Below are 17,717 nucleotides of genomic sequence, written 5' to 3' on the forward strand. Positions count from 1 at the left end.
CAAGGAGTCCTATGACCGAGATGACCTCCACCGTCGACTACTGGGAGCCGTTGTGGGCCCAGGGCCGGCGGTACCGGCAACTCGACGACGCCGAGACACGGCTACTGGCCAGGCACCTCGGACCCGGTCGCGGACGCGCCGCCCTCGACGTCGGGAGCGGCGACGGGGCCCTGGCCCGCCACCTCCATGGTCTCGGCTACCGCACCACGGGCATCGACTGCTCGCCCAGTGCCGTCGCCCTCGCCGCCTCCCGGAGCCCGGGGCCCGGGCTCGGGCCGGTGTGGCAGTGTCTGGACATCACCACCGGCGACCTCACGGCCCTGCCGGAGCCGGCGTACGCGGTCATCACCTGCCGCCTGGTCTACCGGTGGATGGACGACAAGCCGGCCTTCCTCGACCGCATCCGGCGACTCCTCGCACCCGGCGGAACCTTCTGGGTGGTCACCGAGATCGCCGGCCGCCGCCAGCACAGTCACCGCCTCCAGGACCTGGGCATCACGCTATCGGAGGCCGAGACGCTCTCGGCCGGGTGGTCCCGCGTACAAGCGGCCGATCTCGATGTCCTTCGCTGCTACGCCCTCCGTCCCTGACCGCCTCAACCCGCCGGAGACGCTGAATGACGAACGCCGAGCAGCGCAATAAGGAAGTGCGGACGACCTACGGCGCACACCAGCTGGCTCGCGATGTCGATCTGCCGGAACTGGACGGGTGGGCATGGGACATCCCCGGCGCCGGGCCCGGAGTCGAGGTATTTGGAGGCCTGAAAGGGTTGCGCGCGCTCGACCTCGGCAGCGGCCTCGGTCGGCAGGCCGCCTTCCTGGCTTCCCTGGGCGCCAAGGTCACCGCCCTCGAAGCCGCACCCACCCAGCACCAGCGCGCCCTCGCCCGGTACCCGGCCACGCCGGGCCTCCGACTGATATGCGCGGATGCCGCCACCCACCTGCAACGCGCCGACCCCTACGACCTGATCTACTCCATCGGCGGCGTCCCCTTCATGGACCCGAACCGACTCCTGCGCGCACTATCCAATGCCCTCCGGCCCGGAGGCCGCCTGCTGTTCAGCGCGCTGCACACCAACTCGGCTGGCCCCTCGTCCACCGTCGCACCACGCCCGGAGATCCTTCGACTGCCCGGCACCACCGAGGACCACACCGTCCACATGTGGGTCCTCAAACCCCAGCTGTGGGAGGACCTCATCGTCGCGCACGGGCTCACCGTGGAGACTGTCTCGACCATCGATTGCCTCGATGCCGGACAGCCGCTGTCGTACCGGCTGTACACGGCCCGCCGCCCCGTCCGGGAAGGGGAACACCTCAGGCCGCTGCCCAGAGGCCGGCGTCCAGGATCCGAGCAGCCTTGGTGATGCTGCCCGGCATCAGGTGCCGGTAGGTCCGGTACGTCTCCTCGATGGACTTGTGACTCATCCACTCCGCCACGTCGGTGATGGGGATGCCACCACCGAGAGCGTTCGAGGCGAAGTAGTGCCGGAAGCCGTACATCCCGACCCCTTCCTCCGGCGGGAGGTCCACGAAGAGCTTCTTCACCCTGCGCCGCTCCATGCCTTCAGTGAAGTAGCCGCCCGGGCCGCGCAGCAGGTAGCCGTCCTTCGTGGTGCCGTGCTTCTCCTCGTAGCGCTCGATCGCCTCCCGGACCGACCGTGGCAGGGGCACCTCCCGGAACTCACCCACCTTGCGGTGCTTCAGCTTCGCCGGCCTCAGCGTGTTGGAGTGGATCTGCTCGCGCACCCGGTAGGCGTCCTGCGCCACGACGTTGTTGACGTTCACCGCCCGCGCCTCGCCGTTTCGCAGGCCGCATCCCGCCATCATGACGATCTCCAGCGCCAGGTCCTCGTCGGCGACAAGCAGCGCCCTTTTCACGTAGTCAAGCGACGGGATCGTCACCTGCTCGCGCACGTATTCCGGTCCCTGAACCCCCTTCACCGGGTCGTCCGCCATGGCCCCCTTGGTGTACGCGTCCCGCAAGATGGTCTTGAGGACCCGGAATATGTTCACCTGGTTCCCTCGGCCAACCCCGTCACTCTCCATCTCGTCCAGGAACCGCTCGACCACGATCGGCGTGACCGAGTTCAGCTTGCGCGATCCCAGGCGGGGGACGATGTGCACGTTGATCGAGCTGTCGATGTGCTCGCCCGTGGAGTACTCCGTCATCCTGCGCTGCCGAGGCCGTCACTGCTTCGTGTACTCCTCCACCGTCTGCTGGCCCAGTTCGCGGCGGGCCGCCGCCACGGACGGCGGACGGTGTCGTGGTCTTCTTCTCCGCGTAGAGCTACGTGAGGCGTTCGATCGCGTCGTCCTGCGTGTCGTATCCAGATTCCTCGCGCTGCTTGCCGAGCGCGTCCCGGAAACGGATCGAGTACGGGTGCGGGCAGCGGGTGGGCTTGGCGCAGCCGCAGTCCTGGAAGAAGGAACCCATGCCGCGGGCGAGCTGTCGGGCCATGTGACGAACCATCCGATCCAGCCCAAGAATTATGCTCAGGCGCCCACTGCGGGTCGAAGGTCAGCAAGCGGGGACACGGTTGGGACGCGTGCTGACCATTTGCTGACCGGAGGGGGCACATGATGCCCCTGACCTGCGGCAACGCCAAATAGAGACATCATGCGGTAGCCCACACCATCACCACGTGAGACAACCTGCCGTTTTCGCGCCTCGCACTCAGTGCAGGCTCGCACGATCAAGCCTGCGCGAGCGGCGGCGGCGTGGCACCTTGCACCGTCCCGGCGCCGATCCTGCGCCGAATTCACCTAGCCCGGGCCCCACCAGGCGACCGATCGTGGTCATCGCGACTTCGCCGCCGACGAGAGGCCCCCGACCCGGGGGGCGCAGATCGGGATGCGCGGCGAACGTCCCAGCCGGCACCTACTTGGCACAGCCCGCTGCAGCGACGATCCGACGACCTCGGTGGTGGACGGCTTCGTGCGCTGGCACGACGTGCCGAACCTGTTCGTCTTCGAAGGCAGTGCCTTCGTACCTCGTCCTCGCTCAACCCGACGTTGGCCATCCCCGTGTTCGCGCTGCGTGCGATGGAACACCGGGTGGAGATCGCCGGTGACCAGCAGACCCCAGTGTAAGAAGGAGAGAAATGACGCAGGAGACCTCTGAGGAACCGAGAGAATCCGACTCCGCGGCGACGTCATCGTCGCAGTCGAGTTCGCTCCGGTTGCCGCGCCAGTTCTGGAGCCTCGCGGGCACCGAGGTGTGGGAGCGGTTCAGCTTCTACGGCCTGCAGGCGATCCTGAGCTTCTACCTGTTCTACTCGCTCACCGACGGTGGCCTCGGTATCGCCACACCCACCGCGATGGGTGTCGTGGGTGCATATGGCGCCTTCGTCTACATCATGCAGTTCGCGGGCGGATGGCTCGGGGACCGCGTGATAGCGCCGCGCACGATGGTCCTGATCGGCGCCGCCACGATCATGGCCGGCCACATCGCCCTCGGGATCATCCCCGGGGTGCCCGGACTGTCGGTGGGTCTGGTTCTGATCGCCGTCGGCACCGGTGCGCTCAAGACCAACATCACCGCGACCGTCGGGCACCTGCTGCCGGAGGATCAGAAGCTGCGGGACTCGGGTTACGGCTATTTCCTCGCGGCGATCAACCTGGGTGGCCTGCTCGGCCCCTTCGCCACCGGATGGACGCAGTCCGTCGCGGGGTTCCACGTCTCGTTCGCGGTGGCCGCGGTGGGCATGGCGCTGGGCCTGGTCCAATACCTCACCTGTTACTCGCGGATGCCGGCGGAGTCGGCGATGGTGGCCAACCCGATCGGGCGCTCGAAGCTGATACTGCCAGCGGTGATCAGTGTCGCGGCGGCGACGCTGGTGGGGGCCGCAATCGCAACCGGTGTGCTCCCCACCGAACATCTGACGTACTACGCCGGCGGATTCATCGTGGTGTGCGCCGCCCTGTTGTTCCGGTTCGTGCTCACCTCGCGCGAGACCACCGATGTGGAACGCGTCAGGGTCCGGGCGTTCATCCCGCTCTGGATCGCGGCGGTTCTTTACTACGGCGTCCTGCTGCAGATCTTCACCACGATGGCGATATTCATCGATGCACGGGTCGACCTTCGGCTGGGCGGGTGGGACATCCCGGCCGCGTGGCTGATCGCCTCGGTGGGGTTCTTCGGCCCCGCGCTGACGCCTCTGATCGCCCGGACCTGGAAGCGCGGGCTTTTCGACCGGTTCGGCGCGGCCACGAAGATCGCCGTAGGGCTGGTCATCGTGTCCGTAGCCTTCCTGATCCTCCTGCCGGTCGCCACCGGAGAGGGGAAGACCGTCTCACCGTTCCTCGTGCTGGTGACGATGGCCCTGGTGGGCGTCTCCGAGGTGTTCGTCAACCCCACCACGTTCTCCCTCGTCACCCGGATCGCGCCCCGGGTGTTCCGGAGCCGGCTGACGGCTCTCGCGGTGCTGATGATAGGTGGGGGTGCTGCCATCTCGGGCATCCTCGGCATTCTCTTCACCACGATGCCTATGGTTCCGTACCTGCTACTCGTCGGGCTCGGCGGCCTCCTGGCCGCTGGCCTGCTCCGATCGACGGCCCCACGCATCGTGCGCATGTTGGCGCTGTAACACCCGGCGCGATCGTGGTGTCCAGGGAGAGCGCAGCCGATACGCCCGGCACACCCTCACCATCGCGTAGTGATCAATAAGTTACCGCAAAGTGACTGACAACAGGACACACCACACGATTGAGGTGCCCCCGGCGGTGTGGACACTCTGACAATGGATCATGTCGATCCGAGGAAGGGTGTCCTGGAGGGACGGAAGTCTCCGTTTCCGGTGGAGTTCAGGAACGATGCGGTCACGCTGTATCGCGCGGCGGGTGGGAAGCGCACGTATGCGCCGGTGGCGGCGGATGTCGGGGGGATCGGCGAGACGCTGCGGAGCTGGGTGCGCCAGGCCGACGAAAGGGCGGGCCGCCATCACGGCCGAGGGGACCAGACCGCGGAAGGCCAGGATGAGGGGCTGGCCCGGCTGCGCGTGGAGATCGGCCGGCTGCGTACAGCGGAGTAGGAATGGGAGCTCGAGCCGGAAATCCTGCACCGGGGCGGCAGCGTATTTCGCGCCGGACATGAAGTGAACACCCACCGCTGGGACTTCGTGTCCACCCTCGCCGGGACCTTCGGCGTTCAGCGGACATGCCGGGTCCTTCGGGTCTCGCGCTCGCTACCGGTGGATCCGGTGCGAGGACACCTGCGGAGTGCCCTCAAGGCTGCTTCTCGATATGACCGCCGACCTCAGGGTTTCGGTTCCTCACGCCAGCCTGTTCATCTCGGCCTTCGCCATGGGCGTGGTCGTCGGCGCGCACCTGCTCGCCGTTGCGACTCTAACCTTCACCGCCGTACCGCCCTCGTCTGGCTTCAGGCCATGCTCGTGGTCGCGCACATCGCGGGCACGCTCGCACCCGGTTACGGCCTCCTGTTCGCGACCCGCGTCGTCAGCGCCCTTGCCTACGCCGGATTCTGGGGCCTCGTCGCCGCCGCTGTCATTCTCGTGCCCGAGAGCGCGAAGAGCCTCACCCTCGCCACCATCGTCGGCGTCCCCGCGGGAACCGTCTGAGCCATCAAGCCAGCTGGCGCGCCGTCTTCTGAGCCGTGGCCGTGGCGACCGCGGCAAGCCCCGTCTGCACTCTCATCGCCGTCCGGGCGCATCACGGTGCGCCTGGTTACGCGCACCGCTCGGTGCAGGCGGAGCTGCGCGGCACGGCTCGGCCGCAGCTCTGGCTCTCGTACGCCATTACCGCCTTGACCTTCGGCGCGATCATCGTGACTTTCACGAGGCGCAGTCCCGCACGCCGGTAAGAAAATCTGGCGGCCGGGCGTGGGGTCCAGGCCGCTGGTGCGGCTGCGGCTGGACGATGGCCGAGCAGGCCGGGCACGCCACCCCGCACCGGATCCTGCGCGGCCGGGGCCGCGCACTTTCATCGACCGGCGCCTGTAGCTGCCCGCCGTCCGGGCCGGGGACGTGGAGCGCCCCCGGAACGCCAGGGGGCCTGAGGAGATCACCTTCGCCGCCGACGCCTACTACGGCAAGGGACTCGCCCTGTGCACCTTCCTGCATGAGCGTGCCCTGCACTACGTGCTGGGGGTACAAGTCACGCTGCCGGCGGCCGGCCCACCCGGCAAGCCATACCAGCCCGCCGTTCAGGAGGCGGCGACAAATACTTCCTCGTGTAGCACCGCCGCAAGGCCACGCTGCGGGAAGCCGTGTGCCGGGCCGGAGTGTGCTGAAAGATCGAGGAGTACAACGCGCAGGCGAAACAGATCACCGGGCTGGGCCAGCGCCAGGTCCGCCGATGGAACTCCTGGCACCGTCACGTCACCTGCGTGATGCTCGCCTGGCCTTCGTGACCGTCCAACGCGCCCAGCACCCCGCCCCGGGCAGACACTCGCGCCCGAGGACCACACAGGCTCCGGCACCGCCCCCGAACAGGGTGAAGAGCAGGAAGAAGCCGGGCAGAAGGAGGAGACGAGCGCCTGCCGCTGATCCGCTTGGCCTTTCCAGCGCTTGCTGGCGTGCTCGCCGCCACCGCCCTCGTCGGCCACCACGAGCCCGCGTACTACCTGGAGCAGCACCACTGGCGAGCCCTCCACCAGAACCGGACAACCGTCAGCCACTACAACCGGCGCGGCGACCAACTACCCGCCCGCCTCCGCCCCTGGCGAAGGCCGCCACCTGTCGGATCACGCGCTCATGCCTGTGCTTTCCGCCGTGCTTCCTGGCGTCGGAGCTCGCTCTTCGCGAGGGCACTCTTGTGGACCTCGTCCGGACCGTCGGCGAAACGCAGCGTGCGGATGCCGGCGTACATGATGGCGAGCGGGAAGTCCTGAGACAGCCCGCCCGCGCCGTGGACCTGGATCGCCTTGTCGAGGATCCACTGCACCGTGGTCGGGGTGGCGATCTTGATGGCCTGGATCTCGGTGTGCGCCCCCTTGTTGCCGACGGTGTCCATCAGCCAGGCGGTCTTGAGCACAAGGAGCCGGAGCTGCTCCACGCGCACCCGGGACTCGGCGATCCACTCGCGGATCACGCCCTGGTCGGCGAGCGGCTTGCCGAACGCGACGCGCTCTTCGGCGCGGGCGCACATCAGCTCGATGGCCCGCTCGGCGATCCCGATCGAGCGCATGCAGTGGTGGATACGGCCGGGGCCGAGGCGCGCCTGGGCGATGCCGAAGCCGTCGCCCTCGCCGCCGATCAGGTGAGCCGCAGGGACCCGTACGTCGGTGAAGGAGAGCTCGGCGTGCCCGCCGTGCTCGTGATCGTCGTACCCGAGGACGTGCATGCCGCGGTGGATCTCGACACCGGGGGTGTTCCGCTCGACGAGGATCATCGACTGCTGACGGTGCCGGTCAGCGCCGGGGTCGGTCTTGCCCATGACGATGAAGATCTGGGCGTTGGGGTTCATCGCGCCGGTGATCCACCACTTGCGGCCGTTGAGCACGTAGTGGTCACCCTCGCGGACGATCGAGGTGCTGATATTGGTCGCGTCGGAGGAGGCGACGTTCGGCTCCGTCATCGCGAACGCCGACCGGATCTCGCCGTTCAGCAGTGGCCGCAGCCAACGCTCCTTCTGCTCGGGGGTGCCGAACATGTGCAGCACCTCCATGTTCCCGGTGTCCGGCGCCGCGCAGTTCATCGCCGGCGGCGCGAGATGCAGGCTGCGACCGGAGATCTCCGCCAGCGGGGCGTACTGAAGGTTCGTCAGTCCGGCGCCGTCCTTGCCAGGGAGGAAGAGGTTCCACAGCCCCCGCGCGCGGGCCGCGTCCCTCAACTCCTTCAGGACCGGGACCGAGTCCCAGGCCCATGGGTCGTCGAGCGCCGCCAGCTGCTCGTGGAAGACGGGCTCGGCCGGATGGACCTGGCTGTCCATGAAGTCCAGGAGGTTCTCGCGCAGCTCTTGGGTCCGCGCGTCGTACTGGAAGTCCATCAGCGGTACCCCTTCACTGCGCTGAGGCCCGCGTCCAGCAGCGGGTCGATCGCGTCGCCGATGCGGTCGAAGCCCGCCCCGACGGTCTGTCCGTTCAGATGGCGGTAGTGGATGCCCTCGAGGATCGCGGCGAGCTTGAACGCGGCGAGGCCGAGGTAGAAGCCGAATCCGGAGAGATCGCGGTCACTGCCGCGCGAGTACTGCTCGATCACCTGGCGCTCGTCGAGGAAGCCCGGTGCCGTGGAGACGTCGCTCAAGTCGCTGATGCCTGCGGCCCCGAGGCGGAAGTAGACGAGCATCAGTGCCAGGTCGGTCAGCGGGTCGCCCAGAGTGGCCATCTCCCAGTCGAGGACGGCGGTCACCTGATCGGCTTCGTCGACGAGCACGTTGTCGAGCCGGTAGTCGCCGTGCACGATGCCGACGGCGGACTCGGCCGGAACGTTCACGGACAGCAACCTGTGAAGCTCGTCGGCTGCCGGCAGGTCACGGGACCACGACGCGTCCAGCTGCTTCTTCCAGCGGCCGACCTGGCGTGCGAGGAAGCCCTGGGGCCGGCCGAAGTCGCCCAGCCCGACCGACGCCGGGTCGACCGCGTGCAGCGTGGCGAGCGTGTCCACCAGCCGCTCGGAGATGGCACGGGTGCGTTCCGGACCAAGCGGCGTCAGCTCGGCGGCGCGCCGGTACGGCGTGCCGGAGCACCGCTCCATGACGTAGAAGTCGGCCCCCAGGACCGAGGCGGCCCCGCACAGGGAGTACGTCCGCGGGACCGGCACGCCGGTGTCCTGAAGCGCCGACATCACGCGGTACTCGCGGGTCATGTCGTGGGCCGTGGCCAGGACGTGTCCGAGCGGCGGTCGCCGGACGATCCACTCCTGCGCGCCGTCGGTCACAACGTAGGTGAGGTTGGACTTTCCGCCGGCGATCAGCGTCGCCTGCAGTTGGTCACCGGCGTCCGGGATCTCGGCCGCGAACCATGCTCCGAGTGCATCGAGGTCGAGGCCGGGGGGCATGTCGGTCGTCACCATCACGCCACCACCACGACAAGCATGTCGACGACGCACGCCGGCTTGTCGCCGCCGTCACGCTCGATCGTCACTCGTGTGGCGACCTGGTAGCCGAGTGCGTTCGGCGTGACCGCCGTCAGTTCGACTCCGGCACGGACGCGTGAGCCGACCGGCACCGGCGAGGGGAAGCGGAGCTTGTCGGCGCCGTAGTTGACGCCCATCTGGACGCTCTCGACCGTGTACACCTGCCAGGTGAGCATCGGTACCAGGCTCAGGGTGAGGAAGCCGTGCGCGATGGTCGAGCCGAACGGCCCCTGGGCGGCGTTCTCGGGGTCGACGTGGATCCACTGGTGGTCGCCCGTCGCCGCGGCGAACGTGTCGATCTGGTCCTGGGTGATGGTGTGCCAGTCCGAGTGGCCGAGGTGCGTGCCGACGGCCTTCTCGAGCTCGGCGATGCCGTTGAAGACCTTCATGCCTGCGGCCCTCCGGCGACGTACAGCACCTGGCCGGAGACGAAGCCGGTACCCTCGCCGGCGAAGAACGAGACCGCGTGCGCGATGTCGGCCGGGAGGCCGCCGCGGCCGACCGGGATGTTCTTGACGATGGCGGCCTTGAAGTCCTCGAAGGGGTAGCCCATGCGCTCCGCGGTGGCCTTGGTCATGTCGGTCTCGATGAACCCGGGGGCGATCGCGTTGGCGGTGACGCCGAACTTGCCGAGCTCGAGGGCGAGCGTCTTGGTGAAGCCCTGCACGCCTGCCTTGGCCGCGGAGTAGTTCGCCTGGCCGCGGTTGCCCAGCGCGGAGGTGCTGGACAGGTTCACGATCCGGCCCCAGCCGGCCTTGGTCATGTAGCCCTGGACCGCACGTGTCAGCAGGAACGAGCCGCGCAGGTGCACGTTCATCACCGCGTCCCACTCGTCGACGCTCATCTTGAACAGCATGTTGTCGCGGATGATCCCGGCGTTGTTGACCAGGACGGTCGGCTCGCCCAGCTGTGCTGCGATGCGTTCGACAGCGGCCTGGACGGCGGCTTCGTCGGCGACGTCGACGCCGACCGCGAGGCCGCGGCCACCCGCCGTCTCGATCTCCTCGACGACCGCCTTGCAGGCAGCCTCGTCGAGGTCGAGCACGGCGACGGCGAACCCGTCGGCGGCGAGGCGCAGCGCGACGCCGGCGCCGATCCCGCGGGCGGCCCCGGTCACTATCGCGGTCCGTGGCGTGGTCGGTGTGGTCATGCGATGACTCCTGTCGAGTGACGGTTGAGGTCCGGCACCAGTCCGGCGAGCGCGGCGCGGGTCGACCAGGCGTCGACGTGCAGTAGGGCGTGCAGCCCCGCGCTTCGCGCACCGAGCACGTTGGGCTCGGCATCGTCGATGAAAAGCACCCGGTCGGCGGGTACACCGAGCCGGCCCAGGGCCAGCTCATAGATGGCGGCGTGGGGCTTGCGCAGCCCCACCTCGCCGGAGATCACGACCGCGTCGAGGAGCGCATCGAGCCTCCGGCGCGGATAGGTGTTGCCCCAGCTGTTGGAGAGCAGGCCGACCCGCACGCCGTACGAGCGCAGCTCCTCGGCCAGCCCAAGCATCGCGGAGTCTGGCTGCATGCCTGCGAAGATCCGTCCGAGGATCCCGGACGGGGTCACGGGACGCCCGTCGGTGGTTCGCAGTTCGGCGGCGAGCAGTGTCTCGAAATCCTCGACCGGGAGCTCCCCGGTCTCCAGCCGGTGAATCGGCGTACCGTCCCCGGCGTCGCGGGACAGCCACGCCCGCAGCGTGCGCGAGAATGACTCCGGTGCGATCGCGTCCGTGACGAGCCAGGCGGCGATCGAGTGCTTCACCGGACCGGTGAGCACACCTCCGTAGTCGAACAGGACCGCGTCGATCTCGCGCACCGCGTCACTCCACGACGCCGGCGAGGCTGACCCCGCCGTCGACGAGTACGGTCTGACCCGTGAGCCAGGCGGCCTCGCCGGAGAGCAGGAAGGCCACCACGCTGCCGATGTCCTCGGGCTCACCGAGCCGCTTGAGGGGGTACGCCGCAGCGGCCTCTTCCTCGCGTCCTTCGTAGAGCTTGGTCGCGAACCTCGTCTTCACCACCGCCGGCGCGACGCCGTTGACCCGGACGTCCGGGCCGAGCTCGACCGCCATGAGCTCGGTGAGCGAGTTCAGCATCGCCTTGCTCGCACCGTAGAAGCCGATCCCCGGCGCCGTGCGGACACTTGAGAGCGAGGAGACGTTGACGATCGCACCGCCGTGCTCCTTCATCCAGGCCCGGTGGACCTGCTGCACCCACGACACGGCGGCGATGCAGTTGACCTCGACGATCTTCCGCGCCGCCGCGAGGTCGAGCTCGACGAGCGGTCCGTACACCGGATTGATCCCGGTGTTGTTGACCAGGAAGTCGACGCTGCCGAAGGTCTCGATCGTCTGTCGGATCACGTCGGCCTGGTGGTCGCCGTCGTCGGCACGGCCCGCAACGGCCAGCGCCACGTCGGGTCCCCCGAGGTGGGCGACCGCTTCGTCCAGGGCTTCCCGGTTGCGTGCGGTGATGACGACACGGGCGCCGTCGGCGACCAGTCGCTCGGCGATGCCCAGCCCGATGCCGCGGCTCGCACCGGTGACGATCGCCGTCCTGCCCTCGAAACGCTTGCTCATGTCCGCTCCTCTCAGCTCAGCCGCTCGATGACCATGGCCATGCCCATGCCGCCGCCGACGCACATGGACTCGACGCCGAACTGCTTGTCGTGCCACTGCAGGGAGTTGATGAGGGTGGCGGTGATGCGGGCACCGGTCATGCCGAAGGGGTGGCCGACGGCGATCGCGCCGCCGTTGACGTTGAGCTTCTCCAGCGGGATGCCGAGCAGCTGGGCGGAGCCGAGCGACTGGACGGCGAACGCCTCGTTGATCTCGAACAGGTCGATGTCGTCCAGGCCCATGCCCGCGTTGCGCAGGGCGGCCGGGATGGCCTCGACCGGGCCGAGGCCCATGATCTCTGGGGAGAGGCCGGTGACGGCCGTGGAGACGATCCGGGCGAGCGGGGTGAGGCCCAGCTCCCTGGCCCGGACGTCGCTCATGATCACCAGGGCGGCGGCGCCGTCGTTGAGCGGGCAGGCGTTGCCGGCGGTCACAGTGCCGTCGGGGCGGAAGACCGACTTGAGCCCGCTGACGCCTTCGAGCGTGGTGCCGAGGCGCGGCCCGTCATCGGTCGAGACGACGGAACCGTCAGGCAGGGTCACCGGCGTGATCTCGCGGACCCAGAAGCCCTCTTCGATCCGGCGGCATGCCAGATTCTGGCTGCGGACGGCGAACGCGTCCTGCTCCTGGCGCGACATGCCGATGGTCTGGGCGACGTTCTCCGCGGTCTGGCCCATCGCGATGTAGAGGTCCGGCAGCGCCCCGGCCGTCCGCGGGTCCACCCAGGGCTCTGCGCCTCCGCTCGTTCGTTTCTCGGTGCGCACCTGCGCCTCCGCGAAGGCCGGGCTCTGCCCCTCGGGGTTGTCCGCGAAGCCGTTCGCGTAGCGACTCACCGTTTCGACGCCGGCGGAGATGTAAGCGTGCCCTTCGCCCGATTTGATGGCGTGGAACGCCATACGCGTGGTCTGCAGGCTGCTCGAGCAGTACCGGTTCACGGTGACACCCGGGAGACCGTCCATGCCGGCCAGCACGGCGACAGCGCGGCCGAGGTTGTTGCCCGACTCCCCCGCCGGCTGGCCCACGCCGAGGATCAGGTCGACGACCTCGGCAGGGTCCAGCTCAGGCACCTTGGCCAGCGCGGCCCGCACCATCTGCGCGGCGAGTTCATCGGGACGCATGTCCTTGAGGGAGCCTTTGCCGGCGCGGCCTATGGGGGATCGTGAGGTGGCGACGATGACTGCTTCAGGCATGCTTACTCCAGAGATACTAAGCGGTTGGTCACCCGCCACTCTCGGCAGCGGAACTCAGGGCGTCAGCGGCCGGCACCAGGAATACCCCGCGCGCCGGGACGCAGCTCACGCGTGGTCGACTGCCGGCGACGCGGAAAGCCGTGCATCGTCGCGCGAGGTGCCGACGAGAGCCTCATCGCCGCCCAGGACGCAGCGACGGCTTCGGCAGCGCTGCCCAGGCTGGCTGAGTTTCCTGCGGCGATCCAGGCAGCTCCTCATCACCATGGAGAGGAGAGGTGTGAACAATGCACCTTCCGGCCTGTTCGCGACGCGGGCAGGTCCAGGCGGTTCTGTTCGGATCAGACGGCTGGCCGGAGGGAGGTCTCTGCGATGTGCCGTCGACGGCCTGTGGCCTGAAGCCCTGGCTCCTTCGACGCAGTCGGCCGTGCTTGTCTGCCTAGACGGGGATCACACGGCTGTGCCTGGTTCGAGCACGTCATGGGCTGCATCGGCGTCAGCCGACGGGTCCCCGGGCCCATCCGCCGAGACGAGAGCTCCCATAGAGGCCAACGACCACCCGAGTGGTCAGCCGACCACCCCGGCGTCGCTGACCTTCTGCTCCACGGCTGCCTCGTCCATGTAGTAGACGTCGCGAACGATCTTCAGCGTCTCGGGGTCGAACGTGGCGTAGCCGGTGCCGATCCACGTGACCGTCGGACCGGACCCGCCGGCGGTCCCCGTGCACTCGTAGAGAACGCCCACGGTGTCGCCCTCCACGAACGACGTGGCCACCCGCGGGGTCCAGTCGGGGAAGGCCGCGAACATCGCCTCGAACCCGGGGAGAAGGGCCGACTTGTCACCCACAGTACCGTCCACCCCGTTGACGACGACGCACTCGTCGTCGAAGTATCCGAGGACCTTGTCGAGGTCGCGCGCAGCGACGGCGGTACAGATCTCGCGGATCTTCTGCGTGTAGAGAGCGAGCTTGGAGGTGGGCATGTTTCTCCTTCACGGACACGACGTGCGGGCCGTCCGGGGGGGAACCGCCCGAGCGGGTGGCGTGAGGCACACCCTGCTCGCCGGAAGAGACCGCCGCCTACACCAAGCACCACCACGCCAGGCGGCGGCCTGGTGCAATCTGCACTCGCGACGGCCGCCGCATCTCCCCATAGGCTGGTCTTCGAAGAGGGTTTGCCGGTCGTTCGGCGAAGGTTCGGGAGGCAGTGGTGAACGCGGAGGGCGAGCAGCGGCAGCAACGGGTGCGCGAGCTTTTCCGTACCGCAGCAACCAGGATGCAGGAGCACTCGACTGAGATCGCCCATGAGATGTGGGCCGCGGGCCAGCGGAGCCTGCGCGAGGGCGCCCTCGCCGAGGACCCGCTCCTGGCCAGGACGGACCAGCTCTTCACGGCCTCCACCCTGGCCCACTGGCTCGTCGCCAACATCGACGATCCCGGCTGCAGGGTCGAGCCGAAGTTGATCCCCGACTCCAGGCACTACGCACGCGACCTCGCACTTCGCGGATTGGACGTGAACGACGTCGAGCCGTGGCGAGCCGCCCAGCAAGTCGGCTGGTCGCAGTGGCTGCGGTTCTGTTTCGACACCACCGACGACAAGGACGAGCTACGCGAGCTCGTCGAGGTGTCGGGCAACTCCCTGGCGACCTTCATCGACGACTCGATGGCCGCCGTCGCGTCGTACATCGAAGAGGCGCGGACCGAGCTCGCCGAAGGACCCGAGAGGGAGCGACTGGCAACCGTCCAGTTGCTGCTCCGAGGCGCGCCGATCACGCGTCCGCGGGCCGAGGCCCAGCTCAGCTACGCCCTCACCGGACACCACTTGGCGGCGATCATCTGGGGCGACTCTCACGACCAGGTCGCCGGCCTCGAAGAGGCAGCCGAACGGGTGATGCGCGCAGCAGGTGCCGGGCGCCGCCTGACCCTCGCCGCGGGGACGGCGACCCTCTGGGTGTGGATGCCGGTGAGCTCCACGCCCTCCCGAGTGGACCTTGATCGGCTCATGACAGACCTTCCGAGTGTGCGCATCGTCCTGGGACGCCCGGCGCGCGATGTGCGCGGCTTTCGCCGCAGTCATCTCGACGCAGCCGCCGCCCAGGGGCTGCTCGCCCGTCTTCGGTCCGAGTGTCGAGCCGTCCGATTCGAGGACGTGCAGCTCATCTCACTGCTCACAAAGGACCTCGCCGAGGCGCGGGAGTTCGTCACGGACACGCTCGGCGGGCTGGCGACCGCCGATCGGGTGTTGCACGAGACCGTTCGCGTCTTCATCGCCGAGCAGTTCAACACCTCCAAGGCGGCCGACCGGTTGTTTGCGCACCGCAACACGATCGACCGCCGCCTCGACCGGGTGGACGAACTGCTTCCGCGCCCGCTCGCAGACAACCCTGCCGCCGTCGACGCGGCGCTGGCACTGGTCGAGCTGCAGGGAAACGAGTGACGGCGGCTCGACCCGCCTCGCCCCCCCCTAGAGCAGTGACTGCGCGGAGTATCCGAGGTGCCCCATGCCGGCGCTCTCCGTGGCGTCGAGCTTCCCCGCCACCGCTGCCATCACCGACGAGTCGATGCCGGCGCTCTCCAGCTCCCCGAGGACCTTTCGGGCTCCATCGGCGAAGACGTGGACGGTTGCCTGGTCCGTTTCGTGGCGTCCGGACGCGATCGAGGAGGCCACCGCCTGTGTGGCGTGCCCCAGCAGTTCGAGGCCGTACAGCGTGGTTTCCCGGATCTCCTCGAGCGTGTGACCGCGGCGCAGCAGACAGGCCGTCGACTCGACGAAGCCGGTGAGCGCGGTCACGAAGAAGGCGCCGCTTCCCAGGTACAACGCCTTCGCTCCCGTGATGTCCTCGGACACGTGCCGTGCACGGCCACCCAGCAGCATCAGGGTGGACTTGTGCTCCGTCCAGGCTCGGGAGGGGCCAGAGAAGACCAGCATCGCACTCTGCTCGCCGATCTGCTCGGGATAGCAGAAGGTCGCCCCGTCAAGGCATGAGGCTCCTTGCTCGCCAAGCCGGTGCGCCAGCTCCGCGACGTCGTCCCGGGTTCCGTCGCTGAGGTTGACGACCGTCACGTCCACGAGGCTCGGCACCGTTGCGAGTGCGTTGCGGGCCGCCCCGGTGTCCGACATGCAGACGATCACCAGTCCGGCCTCTCCCACCGCCTCTCCGACAGTCGCGGACGGCCTGACGCCGTCCGCGGCAAGCTCCTCGGCCCCGCGCGACGTACGGTTCCAGGCCGTCACGGCGAGGCCACTGGAGGCGAACCGCCGTGCCAGTGCCGATCCCATCAACCCGCAGCCGAGTACGGCGACGTCGTACCTGGGCGCGCGCTTCATCGCAGCTGCCGCTTGAGGATCTTGCCGGTGGCGGTCGTCGGAAGGGAGTCGACGACCTCTACGATCCGCGGGTACTTGTAGCCGGCCATCTGCTCTCTGCTCCACTCCACGAGCTCGGCCGGCGTCATCTCGACGCCTCCGTGGAGGATCACGAACGCCTTGACCTCTTCACCGTGGCTCTCGTGCGGAACGCCGACGACGGCCGCGAGGGAGACTGCCGGGTGGGTCATCAGGACCTCCTCGACCTCCCGTGGGTACACGTTGAAGCCGCCTCGGATGATCATGTCCTTGGACCGGTCGACGATGTAGTACCAGCCGTCCTCATCCCTACGGGCGAGGTCACCGGTGTGCAGCCATCCGTCGCGGAGGGCTTCCGCGGTCGCCTCGGGCCGCCCGTGGTATCCCTTCATCACGTTGTGCCCGCGGACGGCGATCTCGCCGATCTCGCCCGGACGTGTGACCTCGGTCCCGTCCCGGCCGAGCAGCTTCAGCTCGACGCCCCAGATCGGCCGGCCGATCGAGCCGGGTCGCGGCGGGGCGTCCGGGTCGCCGATGGTCGCGAGCGGCGAGGTCTCGGACAGCCCGTATCCCTCGATGATCCTCACACCGAGACGGTCGTCGACCTCTTTGAGGATCTCGACCGGCAGAGAGGCTCCACCGGACATGCCGATGCGCAGGTTCCCGGCGATGCGGGCGACATCGATGTCTTCGGTGAGTTCCCGCAACAGTCCCCACCACATCGTCGGCACGCCCGCGAAGAAGGTGATCTCTTCCTCGGCCATCAGCTGGACGACGCGGGCCGGGTCGAAGCGGGGCACCAGGTGGAGCGTGGCCGCGGTCGAGAAGCCGGCGTGCATCTGCACGGTGGCACCGAAGGTGTGGAACAGCGGCAGGCACACCACGTGGCTGTCGGCGGCCGGCCGGTTCTGGAGCATCCGGTTGACGGTCAGCACGTTGAACATCGTGTTCGCGTGCGACAGTTCGGCGCCCTTCGCCTGACCCGTCGTACCGGAGGTGTAGAGGATGACGGCGGTGTCGGTCGCCTCGGTGGCCACGGACTCGAACGTCCGCGGCATGTCTGCGAGGGCGGCGCTCAGCGTCTCCACACCCTCGGTCGGAGCGGGCGCGTCCGGGTCGGAAGTGATCAGGAAGAAGTGGTCGACGGAGTCCAGGTCGTGGAACGCCCGACGGCCCTCGTGCCCGATCGGAAGCTCCTCCGTGCCCTCGAAGCAGAAGTAGGCGATCGCACCGGCGTCCGCGAGGTGGTAGGCGATCTCACGCTGCTTGAGCAGGACGTTCAACGGTACGACGACCGCTCCCGCCTTGAGGACGCCGTAGTAGACGACGGCGAACTCAGGCCTGTTCGTGCAGCTCAGGGCTATCTTGTCGCCCCGCTTGATGCCGCGCTCGACCAGGAGGTTCGCGACTTGGTTCGCCGCGGCGTCGACTTCCGCGTACGTCATGTGGTGCTCGCCCAGCACCAGCGCGTTCCTGTCCGGGTGGTTCCGGGCGGAGTCCTCGAGGAGGACGGAGAGGTTCAGCATGGCGGCTCCTGACGGCGATGT

19 protein-coding genes are annotated in these 17,717 nt (G+C 68.5%); 7 read left to right on the forward strand and 12 right to left on the reverse strand.

Translation table 11 applies throughout. The features are described 5' to 3' along the window. Nucleotides 1-11: 11 nt before the first annotated feature. Together AB0D99_RS00565 and AB0D99_RS00570 are read left to right on the forward strand one after the other, a co-directional pair. The gene (locus AB0D99_RS00565) at nucleotides 12-590 is read left to right on the forward strand and encodes a class I SAM-dependent methyltransferase (RefSeq protein ID WP_362355144.1); all 579 of its coding nucleotides are present in this window, start codon (nucleotides 12-14) and stop codon (nucleotides 588-590) included. 26 nt (nucleotides 591-616) lie between these two features. Beyond that, nucleotides 617-1,363 carry a class I SAM-dependent methyltransferase gene (locus AB0D99_RS00570; protein WP_362355147.1) on the forward strand — a complete coding sequence of 249 codons (747 nt, stop codon included), beginning with the start codon at nucleotides 617-619 and terminating at the stop codon, nucleotides 1,361-1,363. On the opposite strand, the gene AB0D99_RS00575 is transcribed toward AB0D99_RS00570, so the two are convergent. Then, the gene (locus AB0D99_RS00575) at nucleotides 1,314-2,168 is read right to left on the reverse strand and encodes a tyrosine-type recombinase/integrase (protein ID WP_362355150.1); all 855 of its coding nucleotides are present in this window, start codon (nucleotides 2,166-2,168) and stop codon (nucleotides 1,314-1,316) included. The two genes, AB0D99_RS00570 and AB0D99_RS00575, sit on opposite strands and share 50 nt — an antisense overlap. A gap of 118 nt (nucleotides 2,169-2,286) precedes the next feature. Then, nucleotides 2,287-2,457, reverse strand: coding sequence for a hypothetical protein (locus AB0D99_RS00580; RefSeq protein WP_362355153.1), 171 nt, complete (start codon nucleotides 2,455-2,457; stop codon nucleotides 2,287-2,289). A gap of 393 nt (nucleotides 2,458-2,850) precedes the next feature. Here AB0D99_RS00580 and AB0D99_RS00585 point away from each other — a divergent pair, with 393 nt between their 5' ends. From AB0D99_RS00585 to AB0D99_RS00600, 4 genes are all read left to right on the forward strand, one after another. Next, nucleotides 2,851-3,120, forward strand: a complete 270-nt coding sequence (locus AB0D99_RS00585) for a GMC oxidoreductase (RefSeq protein WP_362355156.1) — start codon at nucleotides 2,851-2,853, stop codon at nucleotides 3,118-3,120. Further along, entirely contained in the window at nucleotides 3,101-4,585 is a 1,485-nt protein-coding gene (locus AB0D99_RS00590; RefSeq protein ID WP_362355159.1) for an oligopeptide:H+ symporter, read from the forward strand. The genes AB0D99_RS00585 and AB0D99_RS00590 overlap by 20 nt, the downstream gene beginning before the upstream one ends. A gap of 153 nt (nucleotides 4,586-4,738) precedes the next feature. Beyond that, a complete protein-coding gene (locus AB0D99_RS00595; RefSeq protein WP_362355162.1) occupies nucleotides 4,739-5,029 on the forward strand; it encodes a transposase in 291 nt (96 codons plus the stop codon). A gap of 354 nt (nucleotides 5,030-5,383) precedes the next feature. Then, nucleotides 5,384-5,575, forward strand: coding sequence for a hypothetical protein (locus AB0D99_RS00600; protein ID WP_362355164.1), 192 nt, complete (start codon nucleotides 5,384-5,386; stop codon nucleotides 5,573-5,575). Nucleotides 5,576-6,707: 1,132 nt separating this feature from the next. On the opposite strand, the gene AB0D99_RS00605 is transcribed toward AB0D99_RS00600, so the two are convergent. The 8 genes from AB0D99_RS00605 to AB0D99_RS00640 all read right to left on the reverse strand — a co-directional run bounded on the left by AB0D99_RS00605 (nucleotide 6,708) and on the right by AB0D99_RS00640 (nucleotide 13,807). Continuing rightward, nucleotides 6,708-7,943: an acyl-CoA dehydrogenase family protein gene (locus AB0D99_RS00605; RefSeq protein ID WP_362355167.1), complete on the reverse strand. Its 1,236-nt coding sequence runs from the start codon at nucleotides 7,941-7,943 to the stop codon at nucleotides 6,708-6,710. Further along, complete coding sequence (locus tag AB0D99_RS00610) at nucleotides 7,943-8,968, reverse strand: phosphotransferase family protein (protein WP_362355170.1); 1,026 nt, start codon at nucleotides 8,966-8,968, stop codon at nucleotides 7,943-7,945. The genes AB0D99_RS00605 and AB0D99_RS00610 overlap by 1 nt, the downstream gene beginning before the upstream one ends. After that, nucleotides 8,968-9,420 carry a MaoC family dehydratase gene (locus AB0D99_RS00615; protein WP_362355173.1) on the reverse strand — a complete coding sequence of 151 codons (453 nt, stop codon included), beginning with the start codon at nucleotides 9,418-9,420 and terminating at the stop codon, nucleotides 8,968-8,970. The genes AB0D99_RS00610 and AB0D99_RS00615 overlap by 1 nt, the downstream gene beginning before the upstream one ends. Continuing rightward, nucleotides 9,417-10,181: a 3-oxoacyl-ACP reductase FabG gene (gene fabG / locus AB0D99_RS00620; RefSeq protein WP_362355176.1), complete on the reverse strand. Its 765-nt coding sequence runs from the start codon at nucleotides 10,179-10,181 to the stop codon at nucleotides 9,417-9,419. Before fabG ends, AB0D99_RS00615 begins: the two co-directional genes overlap by 4 nt. Continuing rightward, entirely contained in the window at nucleotides 10,178-10,837 is a 660-nt protein-coding gene (locus AB0D99_RS00625; RefSeq protein WP_362355179.1) for an HAD family phosphatase, read from the reverse strand. The genes fabG and AB0D99_RS00625 overlap by 4 nt, the downstream gene beginning before the upstream one ends. Before the next feature lie 4 nt (nucleotides 10,838-10,841). After that, on the reverse strand, nucleotides 10,842-11,600 hold the full coding sequence (locus tag AB0D99_RS00630; protein ID WP_362355182.1) for an SDR family oxidoreductase: 759 nt from the start codon (nucleotides 11,598-11,600) through the stop codon (nucleotides 10,842-10,844). Between the two features lie 11 nt (nucleotides 11,601-11,611). Further along, the gene (locus AB0D99_RS00635) at nucleotides 11,612-12,829 is read right to left on the reverse strand and encodes an acetyl-CoA C-acetyltransferase (protein WP_362355185.1); all 1,218 of its coding nucleotides are present in this window, start codon (nucleotides 12,827-12,829) and stop codon (nucleotides 11,612-11,614) included. Between the two features lie 564 nt (nucleotides 12,830-13,393). Continuing rightward, nucleotides 13,394-13,807: a nuclear transport factor 2 family protein gene (locus AB0D99_RS00640; RefSeq protein ID WP_362355187.1), complete on the reverse strand. Its 414-nt coding sequence runs from the start codon at nucleotides 13,805-13,807 to the stop codon at nucleotides 13,394-13,396. 224 nt (nucleotides 13,808-14,031) lie between these two features. On the opposite strand from AB0D99_RS00640, the gene AB0D99_RS00645 reads away from it, so the two are divergent. Then, a complete protein-coding gene (locus tag AB0D99_RS00645) occupies nucleotides 14,032-15,261 on the forward strand; it encodes a helix-turn-helix domain-containing protein (protein WP_362355190.1) in 1,230 nt (409 codons plus the stop codon). 27 nt (nucleotides 15,262-15,288) lie between these two features. Here the strand turns inward: AB0D99_RS00645 and AB0D99_RS00650 are convergent, their stop codons facing one another. After that, nucleotides 15,289-16,152, reverse strand: coding sequence for an NAD(P)-binding domain-containing protein (locus AB0D99_RS00650; protein WP_362355193.1), 864 nt, complete (start codon nucleotides 16,150-16,152; stop codon nucleotides 15,289-15,291). Continuing rightward, on the reverse strand, nucleotides 16,149-17,696 hold the full coding sequence (locus AB0D99_RS00655; RefSeq protein ID WP_362355196.1) for a long-chain fatty acid--CoA ligase: 1,548 nt from the start codon (nucleotides 17,694-17,696) through the stop codon (nucleotides 16,149-16,151). The genes AB0D99_RS00650 and AB0D99_RS00655 overlap by 4 nt, the downstream gene beginning before the upstream one ends. Between the last annotated feature and the right edge of the window lie 21 nt (nucleotides 17,697-17,717).

The organism is Streptomyces sp. NPDC047971, assembly GCF_040653355.1.
In the GTDB taxonomy this organism is placed as follows: domain Bacteria; phylum Actinomycetota; class Actinomycetes; order Streptomycetales; family Streptomycetaceae; genus Streptomyces.

Excerpts from the sequence above, each read along its gene's own strand:
- AB0D99_RS00600 (WP_362355164.1), top strand. The coding sequence starts at position 5,384 with ATGCTCGTGGTCGCGCACATCGCGGGCACGCTCGCACCCGGTTACGGC.
- AB0D99_RS00630 (WP_362355182.1), bottom strand. The coding sequence starts at position 11,600 with ATGAGCAAGCGTTTCGAGGGCAGGACGGCGATCGTCACCGGTGCGAGC.
- AB0D99_RS00635 (WP_362355185.1), bottom strand. The coding sequence starts at position 12,829 with ATGCCTGAAGCAGTCATCGTCGCCACCTCACGATCCCCCATAGGCCGC.
- AB0D99_RS00590 (WP_362355159.1), top strand. The coding sequence starts at position 3,101 with ATGACGCAGGAGACCTCTGAGGAACCGAGAGAATCCGACTCCGCGGCG.
- AB0D99_RS00595 (WP_362355162.1), top strand. The coding sequence starts at position 4,739 with ATGGATCATGTCGATCCGAGGAAGGGTGTCCTGGAGGGACGGAAGTCT.
- fabG (WP_362355176.1), bottom strand. The coding sequence starts at position 10,181 with ATGACCACACCGACCACGCCACGGACCGCGATAGTGACCGGGGCCGCC.
- AB0D99_RS00615 (WP_362355173.1), bottom strand. The coding sequence starts at position 9,420 with ATGAAGGTCTTCAACGGCATCGCCGAGCTCGAGAAGGCCGTCGGCACG.
- AB0D99_RS00655 (WP_362355196.1), bottom strand. The coding sequence starts at position 17,696 with ATGCTGAACCTCTCCGTCCTCCTCGAGGACTCCGCCCGGAACCACCCG.
- AB0D99_RS00605 (WP_362355167.1), bottom strand. The coding sequence starts at position 7,943 with ATGGACTTCCAGTACGACGCGCGGACCCAAGAGCTGCGCGAGAACCTC.
- AB0D99_RS00570 (WP_362355147.1), top strand. The coding sequence starts at position 617 with ATGACGAACGCCGAGCAGCGCAATAAGGAAGTGCGGACGACCTACGGC.
- AB0D99_RS00565 (WP_362355144.1), top strand. The coding sequence starts at position 12 with ATGACCGAGATGACCTCCACCGTCGACTACTGGGAGCCGTTGTGGGCC.
- AB0D99_RS00640 (WP_362355187.1), bottom strand. The coding sequence starts at position 13,807 with ATGCCCACCTCCAAGCTCGCTCTCTACACGCAGAAGATCCGCGAGATC.
- AB0D99_RS00585 (WP_362355156.1), top strand. The coding sequence starts at position 2,851 with ATGCGCGGCGAACGTCCCAGCCGGCACCTACTTGGCACAGCCCGCTGC.
- AB0D99_RS00650 (WP_362355193.1), bottom strand. The coding sequence starts at position 16,152 with ATGAAGCGCGCGCCCAGGTACGACGTCGCCGTACTCGGCTGCGGGTTG.
- AB0D99_RS00580 (WP_362355153.1), bottom strand. The coding sequence starts at position 2,457 with ATGGCCCGACAGCTCGCCCGCGGCATGGGTTCCTTCTTCCAGGACTGC.
- AB0D99_RS00610 (WP_362355170.1), bottom strand. The coding sequence starts at position 8,968 with ATGGTGACGACCGACATGCCCCCCGGCCTCGACCTCGATGCACTCGGA.
- AB0D99_RS00575 (WP_362355150.1), bottom strand. The coding sequence starts at position 2,168 with ATGACGGAGTACTCCACGGGCGAGCACATCGACAGCTCGATCAACGTG.